The 18,102-nt window shown below is 56.7% G+C and carries 20 protein-coding genes; 12 read left to right on the top strand and 8 right to left on the bottom strand.

What is annotated here, in order from left to right:
• Positions 1–67 precede the first annotated feature (67 nt).
• Entirely contained in the window at positions 68–1,201 is a 1,134-nt protein-coding gene (locus EYC79_RS17230) for a Gfo/Idh/MocA family protein (RefSeq protein ID WP_130978747.1), read from the top strand.
• Positions 1,202–1,301: 100 nt separating this feature from the next.
• Here EYC79_RS17230 and EYC79_RS17225 read toward each other — a convergent pair whose 3' ends face one another.
• Entirely contained in the window at positions 1,302–2,084 is a 783-nt protein-coding gene (locus EYC79_RS17225; protein ID WP_113175922.1) for an alpha/beta fold hydrolase, read from the bottom strand.
• A 140-nt stretch (positions 2,085–2,224) separates the two neighbouring features.
• Here EYC79_RS17225 and EYC79_RS17220 point away from each other — a divergent pair, with 140 nt between their 5' ends.
• Positions 2,225–2,692, top strand: coding sequence for a MarR family winged helix-turn-helix transcriptional regulator (locus EYC79_RS17220; protein ID WP_111847026.1), 468 nt, complete (start codon positions 2,225–2,227; stop codon positions 2,690–2,692).
• Between the two features lie 84 nt (positions 2,693–2,776).
• Here EYC79_RS17220 and EYC79_RS17215 read toward each other — a convergent pair whose 3' ends face one another.
• The 3 genes from EYC79_RS17215 to EYC79_RS17205 all read right to left on the bottom strand — a co-directional run bounded on the left by EYC79_RS17215 (position 2,777) and on the right by EYC79_RS17205 (position 6,834).
• On the bottom strand, positions 2,777–5,272 hold the full coding sequence (locus EYC79_RS17215) for a TonB-dependent receptor (protein WP_130978746.1): 2,496 nt from the start codon (positions 5,270–5,272) through the stop codon (positions 2,777–2,779).
• Positions 5,273–5,362: 90 nt separating this feature from the next.
• Positions 5,363–6,313, bottom strand: coding sequence for a FecR family protein (locus EYC79_RS17210; RefSeq protein ID WP_130978745.1), 951 nt, complete (start codon positions 6,311–6,313; stop codon positions 5,363–5,365).
• Positions 6,310–6,834 (bottom strand): RNA polymerase sigma factor, encoded by a 525-nt coding sequence (locus tag EYC79_RS17205; RefSeq protein ID WP_113265365.1) that lies wholly within the window; start codon positions 6,832–6,834, stop codon positions 6,310–6,312. Before EYC79_RS17205 ends, EYC79_RS17210 begins: the two co-directional genes overlap by 4 nt.
• 214 nt (positions 6,835–7,048) lie before the next feature.
• On the opposite strand from EYC79_RS17205, the gene queC reads away from it, so the two are divergent.
• The 5 genes from queC (at position 7,049) to EYC79_RS23515 (ending at position 9,638) form a co-directional block, all read left to right on the top strand.
• Complete coding sequence (queC, locus tag EYC79_RS17200) at positions 7,049–7,759, top strand: 7-cyano-7-deazaguanine synthase QueC (RefSeq protein ID WP_116492914.1); 711 nt, start codon at positions 7,049–7,051, stop codon at positions 7,757–7,759.
• Complete coding sequence (gene queD, locus EYC79_RS17195) at positions 7,759–8,127, top strand: 6-carboxytetrahydropterin synthase QueD (protein ID WP_130978744.1); 369 nt, start codon at positions 7,759–7,761, stop codon at positions 8,125–8,127. The genes queC and queD overlap by 1 nt, the downstream gene beginning before the upstream one ends.
• Positions 8,124–8,873 (top strand): 7-carboxy-7-deazaguanine synthase QueE, encoded by a 750-nt coding sequence (gene queE, locus EYC79_RS17190; protein WP_130978743.1) that lies wholly within the window; start codon positions 8,124–8,126, stop codon positions 8,871–8,873. The genes queD and queE overlap by 4 nt, the downstream gene beginning before the upstream one ends.
• Positions 8,874–9,127: 254 nt before the next feature.
• Positions 9,128–9,319 carry a hypothetical protein gene (locus EYC79_RS17185; protein ID WP_062424077.1) on the top strand — a complete coding sequence of 64 codons (192 nt, stop codon included), beginning with the start codon at positions 9,128–9,130 and terminating at the stop codon, positions 9,317–9,319.
• 163 nt (positions 9,320–9,482) lie between these two features.
• Positions 9,483–9,638 (top strand): hypothetical protein, encoded by a 156-nt coding sequence (locus EYC79_RS23515; RefSeq protein WP_165457065.1) that lies wholly within the window; start codon positions 9,483–9,485, stop codon positions 9,636–9,638.
• Here the strand turns inward: EYC79_RS23515 and EYC79_RS17180 are convergent.
• Positions 9,635–10,189, bottom strand: coding sequence for a DNA-3-methyladenine glycosylase (locus EYC79_RS17180; protein ID WP_130978742.1), 555 nt, complete (start codon positions 10,187–10,189; stop codon positions 9,635–9,637). The genes EYC79_RS23515 and EYC79_RS17180 overlap by 4 nt on opposite strands.
• Before the next feature lie 110 nt (positions 10,190–10,299).
• On the opposite strand from EYC79_RS17180, the gene EYC79_RS17175 reads away from it, so the two are divergent.
• The 3 genes from EYC79_RS17175 (at position 10,300) to EYC79_RS17165 (ending at position 13,157) form a co-directional block, all read left to right on the top strand.
• The gene (locus tag EYC79_RS17175; RefSeq protein ID WP_130978741.1) at positions 10,300–11,079 is read left to right on the top strand and encodes an SDR family oxidoreductase; all 780 of its coding nucleotides are present in this window, start codon (positions 10,300–10,302) and stop codon (positions 11,077–11,079) included.
• Positions 11,080–11,283: 204 nt separating this feature from the next.
• Positions 11,284–12,288, top strand: a complete 1,005-nt coding sequence (locus EYC79_RS17170) for a L,D-transpeptidase family protein (protein ID WP_130978966.1) — start codon at positions 11,284–11,286, stop codon at positions 12,286–12,288.
• 122 nt (positions 12,289–12,410) lie between these two features.
• Positions 12,411–13,157 carry a L,D-transpeptidase gene (locus EYC79_RS17165; RefSeq protein ID WP_130978740.1) on the top strand — a complete coding sequence of 249 codons (747 nt, stop codon included), beginning with the start codon at positions 12,411–12,413 and terminating at the stop codon, positions 13,155–13,157.
• Between the two features lie 20 nt (positions 13,158–13,177).
• Here EYC79_RS17165 and EYC79_RS17160 read toward each other — a convergent pair whose 3' ends face one another.
• From EYC79_RS17160 to EYC79_RS17150, 3 genes are read right to left on the bottom strand one after another with little or no spacing between them, the layout of a single operon-like run.
• Positions 13,178–14,206, bottom strand: a complete 1,029-nt coding sequence (locus EYC79_RS17160; RefSeq protein WP_130978739.1) for a sensor histidine kinase — start codon at positions 14,204–14,206, stop codon at positions 13,178–13,180.
• A 13-nt stretch (positions 14,207–14,219) separates the two neighbouring features.
• Positions 14,220–14,657 carry a response regulator gene (locus EYC79_RS17155; protein ID WP_062424082.1) on the bottom strand — a complete coding sequence of 146 codons (438 nt, stop codon included), beginning with the start codon at positions 14,655–14,657 and terminating at the stop codon, positions 14,220–14,222.
• Positions 14,654–16,108, bottom strand: a complete 1,455-nt coding sequence (locus EYC79_RS17150; protein WP_113227512.1) for a sensor histidine kinase — start codon at positions 16,106–16,108, stop codon at positions 14,654–14,656. Before EYC79_RS17150 ends, EYC79_RS17155 begins: the two co-directional genes overlap by 4 nt.
• 257 nt (positions 16,109–16,365) lie before the next feature.
• On the opposite strand from EYC79_RS17150, the gene EYC79_RS17145 reads away from it, so the two are divergent.
• Entirely contained in the window at positions 16,366–16,749 is a 384-nt protein-coding gene (locus EYC79_RS17145) for a hypothetical protein (RefSeq protein WP_112357856.1), read from the top strand.
• A 154-nt stretch (positions 16,750–16,903) separates the two neighbouring features.
• Positions 16,904–18,085 carry a low temperature requirement protein A gene (locus tag EYC79_RS17140; RefSeq protein ID WP_130978738.1) on the top strand — a complete coding sequence of 394 codons (1,182 nt, stop codon included), beginning with the start codon at positions 16,904–16,906 and terminating at the stop codon, positions 18,083–18,085.
• The last annotated feature ends 17 nt before the right edge of the window (positions 18,086–18,102 follow it).

Here is an 18,102-nt window from a genome sequence, read left to right as displayed (position 1 = left end):
CCGGCCAACGAATCTCACACTCGGTTGGCCGGATACCATCATCAAGACCACTTTGGAGTCACCCATCATGGCCAAGGAACTTGGCGTCGGCATCATCGGATGCGGCAATATTTCAACAACCTATTTTTCGCTGTCTCCGCTCTTTAAAGGGCTGAAGGTGCTTGCCTGCGCGGACTTGAACAGAAGCGCCGCGGAACTGCGTGCGGAAGAGTTCGGCGTCAAGGCGCAGTCCATTGAGGAACTACTGGCGAATGACGAGATCGACGTCGTCGTCAACCTCACCATTCCGGCAGCGCATTTCGAAGTCTCCAAGGCGATCTTGGAAGCCGGAAAGCACGTTTACTCGGAAAAGCCGCTTGTGCTCAGCCTGGAAGAGGGTGAGGAACTGCGCCGCATTGCGAAGGAAAAGAACCTCGCCGTCGGTTGCGCACCGGACACCTTCCTTGGCGGCGCGCACCAGTTGGCTCGCAAGCACATTGACGAAGGCGGCGTCGGCCGCATCACCTCGGGCACATGCCATGTGATGAGCCCCGGTATGGAGATGTGGCACCCCAATCCCGGCTTTTTCTTCCTGAAGGGTGGCGGTCCGATCCTCGATCTCGGCCCCTACTATATCGCCAACCTGATCAACCTCATCGGTCCGGTGAAGCGCGTCGGCGCCTTGACCTCCATGGCAAACCCGACCCGCACCGTAACGAGCCAGCCGCTTAACGGCCAGGTCATTCCGGTCGAGACGCCCACGAACATCCATGCGCTGCTGGAATTCGTCAATGGCGCGACGATTACGCTGTCTGCCAGCTGGGATGTCTGGTCGCACCGTCATGCCAATATGGAGCTTTACGGCACCGAGGGCTCCATCTACGTGCCCGACCCCAACTTCTTTGGCGGCGTGGTCGAGGCCAGCGGCCGCGACAAGGACATCAAACCCCTCGAAGACTGGGCGCATCCCTTCGGTATTTCCAACCAGGAGAGCCCGAACGGCCCGCGCGCCAATTACCGTACCGCCGGCCTCGCCGATATGGTGATGGCTCTGATCGAAGGCCGGGACGCCCGTTGCTCATTGGAGCGCTCGCTTCACGGCATCGACGTTATGACCTCGATCCTGAAATCCGGCGAAGAAGGCCGCTTCATCGAGCTGACAACTACCTGCAGCCAGCCTGCAGCGCTCGGCATCGAAGAAGCGCAGTCTCTGCTACGATAACATCGGCGGCACTGAAGTGCCCGTGTCGCTGACACGGTATTGCGAGGAACTGACTGCCACCGGGGTCGCGGCTGCGCCCCGGTGGCAGTTTCATTTTACGTCACTTCTGCTTGGTGGAGACAGTTTTCGCCGCCTTGTCGATCGTGCCGGACACGACCTCCGGCTGGGTCATGAACAGCGCATGGCTCGCCGAAACCTTCGTAATCTTCGCCTTGATGCGCTCGGCCATATGGATCAGCATCGCCTGATCGAAAGCCTTGTCTTCTGTGGCGATCACAGCCCAGCTGGGCTTGCTGTGCCACGCGGCGTTCTTCAACTTTGTGGCAAATGCAGACATGTTGATCGGCACCTGAGAGTCGCGCATGAATGCGACATCCTGATCGCTCACATCATGAGCAAACCCCGCCTTGAACTTATCGCGGTTGACATAACCGTACCCGTCCTTGGTGATGTCCAAGACGAATTCCGTTGCCGGTGCAAAGCCCTCATACTGTTGGGCCGTGGTTTCGCCAGCGTCTGGCGAGAGGGCCGAGACATAGACCAGGCCCGCCACTTTGGGATCGATGCCGGCCTCAGTGATGACCGTGCCTCCCCAGGAGTGCCCGACCAGGATTGTCGGACCATCCTGTCGGTCCAGCACCCGCTTGGTTGCGGCAACGTCGTCTTCCAGTGAGGTCAATGGATTCTGGACAATGCTGACGCGGTAGCCGCGCTTTGTCAGGTTTTCATAGACGCCTTTCCAGCCGGCGCCATCGGCGAAGGCGCCATGAACCAGAACAACATTCCTGACGATCTGGTTCTCAGGAATGACGTCTGCGGCATGGGCAGATGCTGTGGTTACAAAGGCGGCGGCGATAGCTGTGATCGAGGTCAAGGTCTTCATCGTAATCTCCTTAAATTTTGCAATAACTATTATTGCGATAACAATAAACTCACATGGATTTTCGGGATCGTCAAGATATTATTTATCGCGATATTGGTCTTTGTCGTAACGCCCTGTATATAAAGGGAAAGGAGTTCGACATGGCCACCAAAAGGAATGATCCCCCGCCTCTTAGCGACCAGCTGTGCTACGCGATCTACAGTGCAGGCATCGCGATCCAGCGCGCCTACAAGCCGCTTCTCGATGAGCTGGGGGTGACATATCCCCAGTACCTCGTGCTCAACGTTCTATGGAGCAAAGACGAGCAGACTGTCGGTGCCATCGCGGCCTCGCTGGCGCTTGAATCCAGCACTCTCACTCCGCTTCTCAAACGTCTGGAAGCGTCGGGCCTGCTACAAAGAACGCGAAACGCCAGCAATGAACGCCAGGTCGTTATCGCATTGACCGATGCGGGCAGGGCGCTGCAGCACAAGGCGGGGTGCCTGAGCGATACGCTGCTGGCGGCGTCGACCCAGACGCCAGAAGCGCTCGCGGCACTGAACCGCGACGTGCGAGGCCTACGAAACGCCATCTATTCGCAGATCGGCGGGTGGGACGAGCCTGCGTGAATTTGGCAGACATGCTGGCTGGATGAACGGTAATGGTGGGTCGCATGCCAACTGGGGATGCACGCCTCGTCCCTTGGTGTGCATTTAGAACTTTCGGCTGACCGAAAGCGTGAAGTTTCTGCCCGCCATCGCCGATACGCCATCGGCGAGATAAGGGCTGTAAAACTTATCAAAGATGTTTTCGACGCCTGCTCTGACTTCCGTTCCTGCCATAAACCCTTCCTTCGGTGTCCATTCCAGGAGAAGTCCGTGGACGGCATAGCCTCCACTTTCAGGCCTCGCGTAAAAGTACCCGGTACCTTGATAGTAAGGTGTGTGCTTCTGTTCGGCGACGAACTGGCCGGTCCAGCGCAGTGACAGTTCGGAGTCTGGAATTCGATAACCTAGCGAAGCGTTCACAGTGAGCGGAGCCATATCGCCGGGATAAGTTTTGCCGCCGTAAATGTCGTTGATCGCGCCCTTGCGGGAGCCATTCATGATGGAAAGACCGAGGCTACCGAACACGGTGTCCGATTCATAATTCGCTTTCACTTCAACGCCGTAGATACGATAGGATGGCGTGTTCCAATAGAAGGGCACAGGACCTGTCACATTTGCCAGATTGGCACTACCAAATCGCCTGGTGACGGGATCGGTAACGTGATTGTAAAAACCGGATACCGAGGCAGTGAGAGTATCCCCTGAACTCCACACATCGTAAAACTCCTGCGACACACCCACATTGAAGGAGTTATTGCGTTCCGGAAGAAGATCTCTTGATGTTGCAGATGCTTTCGTTGCGATGCTTTGCGACGAATAGAGTTCATCGATAATGGGAGTTCGCATCGCGTAAGCCCAGTCGAGAAAAAGCGTTGTGGAAGGCGTCGCTTCCCAACGGCCGCTCAGGGCTGGGGTGAAGCCATTGTAGGAAACCGCCGAGTAATCATGTCCCGCCAAGGGGTTGTTGTATCTCGTAGCGGCATTCGGTTTGCCTTCCATTCTCACGTGGTCGAAGCGAAGTCCCGGAGTGATGAAGAAGCCATCCGTGACTTCGACTTCATCACGAATGAAGGCTGAGATCGATGTCTGTTCGCCTTCAGGCACGATCCAGGACGCATAGTAGCCGTAGTTGTAGCTTGGATTGCTGCTGTTCGCGACGTCGTACATCCACGCGTCACGATCATGCATGCCGATCTGGATGCCATAGTTCAAGACGTGCGGAGCATTCAGTATTTCAAGCCTGGACGTGTTCTCTGCCTCAAACTTGATGTCGGAGTATTGGGCGTCATTCTCTTGGCCGCCAAGCGAGGCGCTGGGTGTAAATCCCGGGATGATGGGCCGCGTGCGATGGAGGCTCGTGGAAGAAAAGCTTGCCATTGCTTTGAAATTCACGAGGTCGCTTTCGCCGTCATAGCGGTATTTGAGCGTGGCCGAAAAGTCGTCTAAATCGCGAGCAGCCAACGCACGCAGTCGTGCCTGTTGCCTTCCGTACCGATCGATACTGGACTGACTCACGGCAAGATCGCCACGAACGGCTGCCACTGGCCCCCAATCATCGGAGCGTCCGTAGGTGAGGGAAGCGCGGATTTCGTGACCTTCGTAAGCAGCGCCGCCATTGGCGGTGAATGTTGTGAGCCGGTCATTTGATGCGTCGTAAACCTCTCCACCGCCCACGCGCATATTGCCGCTCTTGCGCCAGGTTCCAGACATCAGCCCGTCATAGGTTACTGGCGTGTCGAAATCTGATTGCCCATAGACCATGACACTCCCTGTTCGCTGATTATTGGCGGTGTGATAGCTTCCTTTCGTCCATCCTCCAAAGCTTTGGCCGGGCTTCAGCATGTCCTTTGCTGTCTTCGTTTCCATCAGGATGGTGCCGCCGAAGCCGCCATTTCCGTAGCGAACCGATGTTGCACCCTTCTGAAGTTCGACGCTCTTCAGGATTTCCGGCTCTATGAAGATGGAACCCTGATCGTAAAGTTCGAAATTTTTTGGAGCACCGTCCAGCAACACCCTGGTATCTGATGGTCTCGCAAACCCGCGTATCACCGTTGTCTGTCCTTGTAGTCTTACGCCGCCTGCGGTCGCCACCCCAGGTGTCCTTTGCAACAATTGCGGAAGCGTACTAGCTTGGGAACGTTCGATATCGGCTGAGTCAAATGCGGCATTGCCCAGCGCACTTTCGTTGAACTCCCGCCCTCTGATCACAATTGTCTTAAGTGTGGTAGCTCCGTCTAATGGTGGAGGCTGGACTGGCTCCGATGCCGGCTCGATCTTGATAGTATCCACAGAGATATATCGATAGGCCAATCCCTTGCCCGACAATAGCGCTTCAAGCGCATGACTCACGTCCATCTGCCCTTTGATCTCCGGGCTCGTCTTGCCTGTCGTAATCGAAGAATCGAAAAGAATTTGCAGCCCCGATTGAGAGCCTAGGCGGTTGATCGCCGAGCTAAGAGAACCTGCTGGAATGTCAAACGCATCCAGCTTCGCTGGCTCTGCAAAGGCATTGCACCCACTCCCAAGCGCAAAACCAATAAGCAACGTCGGCAAGATATAGCTTCGACGTCCCGGTCGAATATTCAGGTGTCCACGGTCCATGGGGAGTCTCCGGATATTGGATGTTTTCATCCCCGGTACGAATGAACATGAGTATTTGGGACATCTTTTTAAGATTTTTCGCTGGCGATATCAGCGCAGGATCGTGAGGTAGGGCGTGAGCTTCAATAGCTTGATATCAAACGCTTTGGCGAAAGACTGAAGAGCCTTGTCAGGATCGCTCATATCGAGGGTCCCAGAGACCATTTTGCTACGCAGTTCGCGGTTTGCGATCAGGATCTTTCCCGGCAAGTACCTACCGACGGTCTCGATAACGTCCGGAAGAGGCTGCTCGTCGAATACCAACCTGCCGCTTTCCCATTCAGTGACGGACTTTGAGTCGACAGGAAAGGTCTCGCTAATTCCGGAGGCTGAGGCAAAATTAACGCCCTCGTTCTCCTTGACGACTTTCACCTGATGCTCATCGTTAAGGCGCACAGCGACACTGTGTCTGATGACAGCAACCCTTGTTTCGCTCTCCAGCATGTTGACGTCGAAGGCTGTGCCCAAAGCTGTCACGGTCGCACCGTCGGCCTCGACGACGAAGGGCCTTGTCGGGTCTGGCGTAACGTCGACAAGCATTTCGCCGCGCATCAAAATGACACGCCGTTCGTGCTGCGAAAACTGAAACGCTATCGCTGAGTCAGCGTTCAGCACGAGATTGGAACCGTCAGGGGCTCTGAAGGATGCTCGCTGAGCAATGTCCGTGACGTGATCGGCCCGTAAGGTTATCAGCGCATCCGACATGTAAAGATACAAGCCCGCAGCTATCCCAGTCATGACTATGATGGAGGGGAGAACCGTCTTCGAAGGTGGCTTGGACGGAAGAGGAAATCCAAAGTCGCTTTGCGCCGCCGAGAGCCGCTTCGCATCGCCTACGAGACAACGCACACGCTCATAGGCTTTCGCATTGCTCTGGTCTTTGGCTAACCAGGCGTCGAAATCCTTTTTCAACTCTTCATCGTTGGGACGGTCTCGCAATTTCAGAAGCCAATCAATTGCCTCCTCTTCGGCGTTGCCCGTAAGATCTGCGAGATCCGTCAAAGTGTCGGCTCCAGTCGTTGGAGGCAGTGCAAATAAGCCTTTCGCAAATGGCGATCGACCATATTCTTCGTGAGTCCGCTCTTCTTCGAGATCTCAGTCGATGTCAGTCCTCCGACTGCACTTGCGAGAAACACCCGGCGACGCTGCAAAGACAACTCCATGATTGCCTGTTCCAGAATGACGAGCCTCAGGCCTATGTCCGCGGTGTCTTCAGCGCTCTGGCAAGCGTCCGCTACAGTTGCAGCCTCTTCGGAGTTACCAGCGAACAGCCGCTTTTCGAAGTTTGCCCTTCTGAAGTGGTCTATGCCCAGATTGATGCAGGCGCGAATGAGGAATGCTTTTACCGCCGACTGGTTTTCCGGCAGTCGCGGTTTCCCCATCAGCCGCACATAAATATCGTGAACTATATCCTGCGAACCGAGAGGCGTGTGTCCTCGCTTGCGCATAGCGCAGCAAAGGTCGTCGTAGTAGGCTTCCATTGCTGCGTTGATCTGAGACTGAGAAGCAGGCTTGCTCCACATGGGTAGTATCCGACTATTCGCTGAGTTGGGCTCTCATAGAACGGAAATGACGCATCGGCAATTAAATATGACTAAAAATATCATGTTATTTTGTTGTCCACCCTTGGAGCGAGTCACTAGGCTTTTTACGTCTTCACAAGCCTCGCCCTTTGCTCTAGAAGCCCAGCGGTAATCCGGTCGCAGCCCACCCGGTCAAAACAAGGGATCTCAAATTATGAAAACGATCGTCATCTGCTCCGGCGGATTGGACTCCGTTTCGCTTGCGCACAGAATTGCAGCGGAACACGAACTGCTTGCTCTGCTGTCGTTCGATTATGGTCAGCGCCACAGAAAAGAACTGGACTATGCGGGTGCCTGTGCCGCCCGCCTTGGTGTGCCGCATCACATCATCGACATTCGCACCATCGGCGCTCATCTCACCGGCTCGGCTTTGACGGACGATGTCGAGGTGCCGGATGGGCACTATGCAGAGGAGACCATGCGCTCCACCGTGGTGCCGAACCGCAATGCCATCATGCTCACCATTGCCTTTGGTCTGGCGGCTGCGCAGCAGGCGGATGCGGTGGCGATTGCCGTTCATGGCGGCGATCACTTCATCTATCCGGATTGCCGCCCAGGCTTTATCGATAGCTTCAACACCATGCAGGCCCATGCGCTGGAGGGCTATGCCGAGGTGGAGCTTTACGCACCTTACGTCATGGTCTCCAAGGCGGATATCGTGACCGATGGGGCAAAGCACGACACGCCCTTTGGCGAAACCTGGTCTTGCTACAAGGGCGGCGAGCGCCATTGTGGGCGATGTGGCACCTGCGTCGAGCGGCGCGAGGCCTTTCATCTGGCTGGCGTGGCTGACCCCACAGATTACGAAGACCCGGATTTTTGGGCGGCGGCTACCAGTGCCTATGCGGCGCGGGAGGTGCGTTGATGTTTCGCATCACCAAGGAATTTCACTTCTCCGCCTCGCATCAACTCAACGGCCTGCCCGCCGATCATCAATGTGCGCGGCTGCATGGCCACAATTACATCGTCGAGGTGGAGCTTTCCGGTGAGGCTTTGAACGAGCACGGCTTCGTTCGCGACTACCACGAGCTGGCGCCGCTGAAGCGCTATATCGACGACTGCTTCGACCACCGGCATCTGAACGACGTTCTCGGCCATGACATGGTGACCGCGGAACGGCTGGCGCAGCATTTCTACGAGTGGTGCAAGGATCGGCTTCCCGAGACGAGTGCAGTGCGCGTCAGCGAGACCGCCAAGACATGGGCAGAGTACCGGCCGGCGGCTGCGCGATGAGTGCGGCTGTTGATGCGCCGCGTGACCTGCCGATCCGGATCAGCGAAATCTTCGGTCCGACCATCCAGGGCGAGGGGCTGCTGATCGGTCTACCGACTGTCTTCGTTCGCACCGGCGGCTGCGATTATCGCTGTTCCTGGTGCGATACGTTGCATGCGGTGGATAGCGACTATCGGGATGACTGGAAGCCGCTCTCCGTCGAGGCGATCTGGGCGGAAGTCGTCAGGCTGTCTGGCGACAAGCCGATCACCGTTTCATTGTCCGGCGGCAATCCTGCGATCCAGCCGCTAGGACCGCTGATCCAGAAAGGTAAGCGCGAGGGATATCGCTTTGCGCTCGAGACGCAAGGAAGCATCTGCAGGGACTGGTTTGCCGATCTGGATTATCTCGTGCTCAGCCCCAAGCCACCCTCCAGCGGCATGGAGACGGACTGGCAGGCCTTCGAGAACTGTCTGGAGGCTGCCGGGACAGGACCTCAGCTTGCGCTGAAGGTCGTCGTTTTCGATGACGCCGATTTTGCCTATGCGCGCGAAGCCGCTTCGCGCTTTCCCGCCCTTCCGGTCTATCTTCAGCCCGGCAATCACACCCCGCCACCACCCGATGACGATGATGCGCGCGTCGATGTCGACGGCATTATGGATCGCATGTTGTGGCTGGTGGAAAAGGTCGCATCGGAGCGCTGGTTCGAGGCGCGCGTGTTGCCTCAACTTCACGTTTTGCTGTGGGGCAATCGCCGCGGCGTCTAACGCAGGGCGCGCAAATCGGTAACTTGATCTTGCGGTCTCGTCATCCCGATAAGCCGGAACCGCGAGCGTGCTGATAGAAGGCATAAGATGGAGCTGGCTTCAAGTCGCGATCGCTACAATGCGCGTCTGCGTCATAACGATTCGTCAAATTAAAGTGTAGTAAAGTTGGTACCTAACGGACATGGTTTGCCGCTATGAGGAGGAACGTAGCGTCGGCTGATGCGTTAGGTTGAAACTTCGAATGGGAGGAAGCCATGTTCGATTTTTTGAAGCCAATTCACACGATTGTTGAGAATGACGAGGAGACCGGCACCTATGCCGATGCCTTGCTTCAGGTTCCCGAGTTGCAGTTGACCAATGCAGCGCACGAATATGGCCATGACGCCCATACGCGTGATTATGGCGATCAGCGCGAGATCGCGCGCAGCTCACTTGGATTTGTTTGAGTTCGAAAAAAGCGGGCAACCCTTCCACGGACTTGGACGTTACAACGTCATGTCAGGAGAGCGGGCAGCGTGGTCGCAAGAATGGACCGATCCGGCGAACACAGTGGACCGGAAGGCGATTTCTGGGGACCGGCTGCCCGCACACATTTGGAGATGAGACGCGATGGGTATTGTTCCGACAGAGCCAGATGCCACGACGCCGCCAATCCCGCCGCAGCCTGAAGTCCCTCCAATCCAGGAGCCAGAGCCTGACCGCCTGCCGGACGAGGCGCCCAATCCCAACCCGGATGAGAACGATGAGCCACCGATGGTGGTTTAGGTTAGAGAGCTGAACGGTTTGCTGAGATGGGGTGAGCCTTTGGCGCCGAAACGCCACGGCAAATCTACCGCCTTTGTAATGCCAATGCGCGGTCCTGTGACGATTTCTGGATCGGTCTCACTTGGACGGAGCAGGACCGGTTGCTCAAACACAGACATTCCATCGGCGTCGCCGGTGATCGCAAGCGCCTGGCAGAGCTTGCCCGGACCGGAGCATAGGTTCCGCAACACATCACTTCCGCGTCTCATCTTCATCAGGTCCACTCCCGTTTGAGGTTCAAGCGCGCGGATCAAGACCGCCGAGCCAGAGGTGCACACGATGTTCGCGCACCAATGAATTCCGTAGGAGCGGTAGACGTAGAGGTGTCCTGGCGCACCAAACATGACACGATTGCGCAGCGTTGGCCCGTTGAAGCTGTGCGAGGCGGGGTCGTCAGGTCGATAGGCCTCTGTCTCAACGATGATGCCGCCCGTGTTGTGAAAGCGAAACTCCATCCCGATCATTGCCTTGGCAACGACCACCGCATCCCTATCGAAGAAATCCTTGTTCATCCCGGCATGGTGACGCGCGCAGGCGCCGGGAACAACCCGTATTTTATCCAGTTTAGTGGATAAGCCACTCGTTCTGGCCAAACGCTACGGCCATCAATAGGAGACCGCCTATGGCGCAGGAAAAAGTTGCACTCGTCACCGGCGCGGGATCTGGCATCGGCCGCGCTTCCGCCCTCGCTCTTGCCAAGGATGGATATGCCATCGGTGCGCTCGGGCACACTGCCGATGAACTCGAAAAGCTCGTTGCCGATATCGAGAAGGATGGCGGCGAGGCTCTGACGCTGGTTGCCGACGTCGCGGATGAGGCTGCAATGGATCAGGCCGTCACCCGGCTTACTGAAAAGTATGGACGGTTGGACGTTGTGGTGGCGAATGCCGGCATCAACGGCGTCTGGGCGCCGATCGATGATCTGAAACCGGAAGAGTGGGACAAGACCATGACCGTCAATCTTCGAGGCACCTACATGACCCTCCATAAGACGGTGCCGTATCTGAAGGCCGCCGGTGGCGGATCGGTTGTCATAATCTCATCCATCAACGGCACACGCACCTTCACGTCGCCGGGCGCCACTGCCTACTCAGCCACCAAGGCCGGGCAGCTTGCGATGGCGCAGCAATTGGCGCTTGAGCTTGGCCAGTACAAAATCCGCGTCAACGCGATCTGTCCAGGCGCAATCGAGACGAAGATCGACGACAACACCGATATCCGTAGCTCCCATGAAACGGAAATCCCGGTCGAATGGCCGGAGGGCGATATTCCGATCACGGGCGGGGAGGCGGGTCTCAGCGAGGACGTCGCCGATCTCGTGGTGTTTCTGGCGAGCGACAAGTCGCGTCATATCACCGGCACGCCGGTCTGGATCGACGGCGGTCAGGGACTTTTGCGATAGCGGGACTGCCATTTGTCGCGCTCACGTCGTTGTGTGTCTATGATTAACGGACTCGTAACGGAAATTCACGACTCTTTGTCCATTCGGGTGATTGCCGTCATGTGGTCACCTTCTTTAGTTAGTCACGCGACAAAGAGACGGGCAAGACGTTCCATGAGCACTTCGGCAAAATCGGGTTTCGTAGCCACGAAGCTTCGAGACATCATGATCGCATCGGCGCGCGCCGCAGCTGTCGTCGGGCTGTGTGCGTCGCTTGCTGCCTGTACGTCCATGGGGTTCGACAGCGCGTCGAAAGAGCCGCCTAAATTATCCTCCAAGGTTGCTGCCGCCATGTCTGCCAAGGGCATGAAGCCGGAAAGCCCCGTGCTCGTGCGGATTTTCAAGCAGGAAAGCGAGCTGGAAGTCTGGAAGGTTGACAAGAGCGGTAACTACGCCTTGTTCAAGGCCTATCCGATGTGCCGGTGGTCCGGCAAGCTTGGTCCCAAAACCAAGAGCGGGGATCGACAGGCGCCTGAAGGTTTCTACCATGTCTCCTCCAGCATGCTGAACCCGAACTCGCAATATTATGTCTCTTTCAACCTCGGCTATCCGAACCGGCTTGAATCGGCGCTCGGCTATACGGGTGAAGCGCTGATGGTGCATGGCGCCTGTTCTTCGTCTGGCTGCTACGCCATGACGGATGCGCAGATTGGCGAGATCTATGCGATCGTCGAGCGTGCCTTGAAGGGCGGCCAGGATCGCTTCCAGGTTCAGGCCTACCCGTTCCGCATGACGGCGAAGAATTTGGCGGCTTACAAGAATGATCCGAACTTCCCCTTCTGGCGGACGCTGAAGGATGGCTACGACTATTTCGAAGTCACCCGCCGTCAGCCAAAGGTCTCTGTCTGCGGTCGCCGCTACGTGTTCAACGCAGAATTTGCCGGTGGAGAGCCGGCCGATCCGCTGGCAGCCTGCCCACCCGCTGTCAATCAACTTGACCCGCAAGTGGCCTCGCGGCTCGACGTCGAGAAGCAGAAGCTCGATGTTGCCATGGCCGGTGGAACTTCAAGCGTCATGAACGCTTATGTCGATGGCGGGATGCATCCAAGCTTCCGCGCTATTTTGAAGAACAGCGGTGCAAAGGACATGGCGGGTCGTGTTTCCGGGACGAAGTATCCGATAAGCCGCCCGGAAGCAGCGCTCGCCGACCCGTTTTCCGGAGCACGATGACGATGGCATCGGCCTGAACATCGTAACCGATTTCGGCAGGCACGATGCATAGAGTTAAGAAGGTGGAGCGTCTTTTGGCCGTCCAATAGGACGCACGGCGCTCCAGTTGATGAGGATTTGGATTGAATAAGCATGAAACGACACGCCGAAGCTTTCTGTTCGGCACCGGCGGACTGGCCCTGACGGCACTGGCAGGATGCACCACCACGCCGCGCGAGGCAGTGGAAACACGCCCCAGAGTCGATCCTTATTATGCTGAGGTCTACGGACCGAAGCCGGATGAGCAGTTCCCGCTGCCGGCGATCCCGTACCAGAAAATCGATCCGCAATTTTACCGCCAGATGGTCGAGAACCCGACTGGCGAAAGGCCCGGAACCATCGTCGTCGATACGGCGAACCACTTCCTCTATCTCACCTATGAAAACAACCAGGCGATGCGTTACGGTGTGGGCCTGGGGCGTGCAGGATTCGAGTGGGCGGGCAGGGGTGTCATCCAGTATAAGCGCCAGTGGCCGCGCTGGACGCCGCCCGATGAGATGATCGCGCGCCAGCCGGAACTTGCGCCTTACAGCTCCGCAAACGGGGGCATGGCTCCGGGTCTGATGAACCCGTTGGGAGCACGTGCGCTTTACATCTTCAAGGACGGCCGCGATACGATCTACCGACTGCATGGTTCGCCGGAATGGTGGACGATCGGCAAATCCGTGTCGTCCGGCTGCGTCCGCCTGATGAACCAGGATATTGTCGACCTCTACAATCGTGTGCCTGACGGCACCCCGATCGTTGTAACTTCGCTTGCTCCGCCGTCACAGGTGATGGCTGGTGCGCCTGCGCCGCAGATCGTTGCTGGTTTGCCGGGTACTTACTAAGTGAAAAGAGCGTCGCCGTATCAGGCAGGCGGCGCTTCCCATTCCACGCAGATGCGTGTTCCCGAATGTGCCTGAACGCTGCTCTGCTCGACCGTCGCCTTCAGGCTCTGGGCCATGGCAGAGATGAGCTTTGTGCCAAGCCCGGTGCCTTGCGGCTTCGGCTTGCTTCCCATCCCCACACCGTCATCTTCGACGGTTAGTTGCAGCTTGCCCTCGCGGATCTTGAGCGAGATGCGAATATCGCCATCACTGGTGGGGTAGGCGTATTTCAACGAGTTCGTCGTAAGTTCGGTCACGATCACGCCGAGTGCCACCGCCTGGTCGGGTGCCGCGCTGATCGTCTCCATGTCCGTCTTGATGCGAATGCGCTCATTGTCCGGCCCGGATTTCGCCAGCTCATTGATGATGGAAGAGAGATAGGCGTCAAGTTCCACCACACCCATATTGTCGGCGGTATAAAGACTGCGATGGACGCCGGCGATGGCTGAAATTCGGTTCTGGGTTTCCGATAGAACGGTGCGAGCCTCTTCGCTGGAGGCAGCGATCATCTGCATGCGGATCATTGCCGAGACCAGCGAAAGGCTGTTGGCGATGCGATGGTTCATCTCTTTTGCCATCAGCTCGGCGCGTTCCTTGGCACGCACGAGAAGACGCTCCGCCTCTTCCTTCTCCTTGCGAAGCTGGAAATTGGCGCAGACCTGTTCGATGGAGGTCAAGAGCAGTGGGAAGAAATCGTCGGCGACCGTCTTAATGACGTAGTCGGCAGCACCCGCCTTCAATGCGTCGATGGCGATCTGTGCCTCGCTTGCGCCGGTGACATAAAGAACGGGCGTATCGCGGCTGCGGTCGCCGATGGCATTGAGGAATTGCAGGCCGGTGCCGGTGACAAAATAATGGTCCAGCACCACGGCGTCGAATGTCCCGGCATTGAATTTCTCAAGCCCAAGGACGACGGACGGTGCATGGTCGACCTGAACGCCGTGCCGACCCAGCACGCGTGTAGCGAGCCGCGCGACAGTGGGATCATCATCGACATAAAGTATATGCACCGCGTTTACGCCTTTATGGAACCTGTATCACCGAGAAGAAGAGGCCGAGGTTTCTGATCGCGGTTGCAAAGCCTTCGTAATCGACCGGCTTGGTAATATAGACGTTTGCACCGAGATCGTAGCACTTCTGGATTTCAGTCTCGTCGTCCGTGGTCGTCAATACGACCACAGGCAGACGCTTGGTATGCTCGTTGCTCTTGATCTGCTCCAATATCCTGATTCCAGACATATCGGGAAGATTAAGGTCGAGAAGAACGAGAATGTAGCGGTCCTTGCTGACAAGGCCATCGCGGTTCGGTCCGAGAATGTAGTCCAGCGCCTTGTTGCCAAGCGTGAAGGGCACGATCTCGTTGTTGACGCCCGCGCGTCGCACGTTCTTCTCGATGAGGCGCGCATGCCCTTCATCGTCTTCGATCATGACGATCGTGACTTCCTGGCCGGTGATTTTCATATGTCGTTACCTCGTGTGATTTTCCGCAGATCAGTTGGCAAGGTCAGATGGAATGTACTTCCCTTGCCAAGTTCCGAGGCGACGGTAATGTCCCCGCCTAAATTTCTTATTAGCGAACGCACATGTGCGAGTCCAATACCTTCGCCCTGCTGATCTTGATCGCCCGCGCGCCTGAAGAGTTCAAAGATCCGCTCCAGGTCGTCTTCTGCAATACCACGTCCATTATCGGTAATGTCGAGCCGCACGATACCACGTCCCTGCGGCATGATGCGCGCTGAAATGCGCAGTGGACGACCTTTCATCTGATACTTGACGGCGTTGTCGAAAAGATTGCCAAGGATCTGATCGAGAGAGATCCGGTCGCTGATGACGGTGAAGGGCTGCACGTTGACGTCGATCTCGCCGTCCACTGCAGAGACCTGGTGCTGAACGCTTGCGGCCGCTACCGCCAAAAGCTCTTTCAGATCGACCTTCTCCGCCTGCAACTTGCGGCGGCCATCGCGGGAAATCTTCAGGATGGCATTGATCAGTTGGTCCATCTTGCGGGTGGACGAGCGAATGAAACCGATTGCTTCCGGCAGGTCTTCCTTAACAGCCAACCGCGCGTCTCTGATCTCGTTTTCCGAGAGCGTGGCACCATCGGCCAGCACATAGCTTTCGATAGGTTTCAGCGAGGCTTCGAACTCAGACAGAAAGCCCATAATGTTGACGAGCGGCGCACGCAGGTCGTGCGTCACGATATAGGCGAAGCGCTGTATTTCCTGATTGGCGCGTATCAAGTCACGAGTGCGCTCGTTAACGCGTTCTTCTAGGCCACGATTGAGCGAATCGACCTCCTCGCGAGAGCGCATCAGTTCGCCGACATATTTCGCGATCAGAAAAAGAGCGCCACCCACAACCGCGATGATAGCGATAGCGCCGCCGATCGTAACCCAGCGAAGATTGTCCGCTGCTTGCAACTGATCGTTGACAATGACGCGAAGCCGATCATCCGTCACATCCTGAAACTCATCCAGCGTGTTGCGGATTTCCTGCATATAGATGAGGCCAGTATCGGCGCGCACGATATCGATCGCCTCATCGATCCGTCCCGCATTCACGAGATCAATCGTGCGACCGATTTCGGCGATCTTGGCATCGATGGCGGTCTGAAGAACAGGGAGCTTTCCAGTATAGATCGGCTTGTTCTGAACGCTGGCCACAAGCCGCTCACGCTTTTCCGCCAGCGTCTGCAAGGCTTCCCGATATGGAGCGAGATAATCTTCCCTGCGCGTCAACAGATAACCGCGCTGACCGGTCTCCGCGTCCTGAAGGGTGGTGAGTACGTCCAAAATTGCCGAGCGGATTCGGCGGAGATCTGCGGTCTCACGGGAATAGTTATCGTTCTTTTCAACGAGCCACAGTGATGCCCCGACCATTCCGATCAACAGGGCTATTCCGAGCCCCAGCATGACCAGGGTTCGCCTGACAAAAGGAGAGAGTTTGACCAATGACGTCCCCACATCTCAATCGGCACAGTTGCCCGGCATGTCGCAATGCGCAGTTGAAAACGACCTATGCCTATCCTGTTGTTTATGCAAGTTCATGCAGTCTTACCAGCGGGATAGTACGGTTTCGCACAAAAGACTTTGAGTGACCTTAGAGTAGTGGAACCAAAATTCCAGGTCCGCTGTTGTTGCTGCAAAGCTATACAGTTCTGGAGACCCCGATGAAACGGTTCGCAGCAGGCGCCGCAGCGCTCTTCCTATTGTCAACGACGACTGCCGTTCTGGCGCAAACCTACGAAGTCAGCAGCATCGCGCCGACCAAGAAAGTCTCATCGAACAGTGCTGTTGTGAAGAAGCCAAAACTGGCAAAGCGAGCGAAAACTGCCGTGGCTGCTAAAACGGACGTTGCTCCAAAAGCGGAGGTCGCTCCTCGAGCTGAGAGCGCTGCTACCTACATCGTCGACGTGTCCGGAAAGCGCGTGCGTCTCATCGGGCCACGCTTTTATCCCGACAACTCCAATGAGGTGGAGTTGGCGGGGCGCAAAGACGCTTTGATGAGGGAAGCAGCCCTGATGAACACTTCCCTTTCGACGGCGTCGCGATAGGGTACTCGCTGCCAAACCATGTTACACACAAGTGTGCAGCGGTTTTGTGATATTGGCATGCGATAAAACAAGGACCTGAAGCGTATGAGTGGATCTGAAAGATCGCGACACGCTTCATGCGAGGGAATGGCCTTGCATCCACTTGGGGAAATATATGACGGATAGCAGGGGAAGCGGGTGGATCAGGCCTGACGATGACGAGTCGCAAAAGGCCACGTTTCCAGAACTATTCTTCGATCTCGTTTTCGTTTTCGCGCTTATCCAGCTTTCCTACACTTTGACGGAAGATTTTGGCGCGACAGCACTTTACGAGGCCGCCATCCTCATTCTTGCGCTGTGGTGGCTGTGGGTGCACATCACATGGCTCACCAATCTGCTGAACACCGATAAAGGGCCTGTCAGGATGTTCCTGTTCGGCCTCATGTTTGCCGGGGTGTTGCTCGCCATCGCTTTGCCCAAGGCGTTCGAGAGCCAGGGGATCATCTTTGCCTCGATCTATACAGTGATGCAGCTCTCCCGCTCGCTCTTCGGTCTCTATGTTTTCCACGGTGTCGACCACGGCAACTCCAAGACTTTCGGCAGGATCACCGTCTGGCTGGTGGTTTCCAGCTTTTTCTGGATTGCCGGCGGGCTGACCGATAGCTTGACCTATCGCTTGACCCTGTGGACGGTCGCGATCGCCATCGAATATATCGGGCCGCTCGTGCGGTACTATGTTCCTGGCATAGGCGCCCATGACGATGAGCAGATTCTTCTTTCGGGCGAGCACCTTGCGGAGCGATGCGCGCTGTTCGTCATCATCTGCCTTGGTGAAACGATCCTCACGACAGGCAAGACGGCGACGGAATATATGAATTCCGGCCTGACTTTCGTGGTGTTCTGTGCGGCCTTCCTCAGCACCGTTATCATGTGGTGGATATATTTTCACCATGGGCAGGAGCAAGCCTCGGAAAAAGCCGAGGAGACGGCCGAGCCGGAAAAAATCGTGCAGAACCTTTTCAACTACGGCCATCTGCCCATCGTCGCGGGGATCATCCTGACGGCTGTCGGAGAGGACTTCAGTCTTTCAAATAGCCATGATCCGGCTACGCTCAGAGAGTCGCTTGCGATCATGGGCGGGCCGATCCTGTTTTTGCTCGGCAATATCGGCGTTAAGGTTGCGTCATCCCATGTAAGGCCAGTGTCGCACTTCGTCGGTGTCGGGGTGCTGGTGGCACTCCTCTTCGTCCCAGACGTGCCGCTTTATGGTCTGCAGATTGCCAGTGCAGCGATTCTGCTGCTCGTTGCGATCTGGGAGTATGTGGCGCTTCGTAAAAATGCCGAGACGATGGGATAGGCTGGCGACTAAACCGC

The organism is Agrobacterium cavarae (assembly GCF_004310285.1).
Taxonomy (GTDB): Bacteria; Pseudomonadota; Alphaproteobacteria; order Rhizobiales; family Rhizobiaceae; genus Agrobacterium; species Agrobacterium cavarae.
This window is presented reverse-complemented; position numbering and strand designations above follow the sequence as displayed.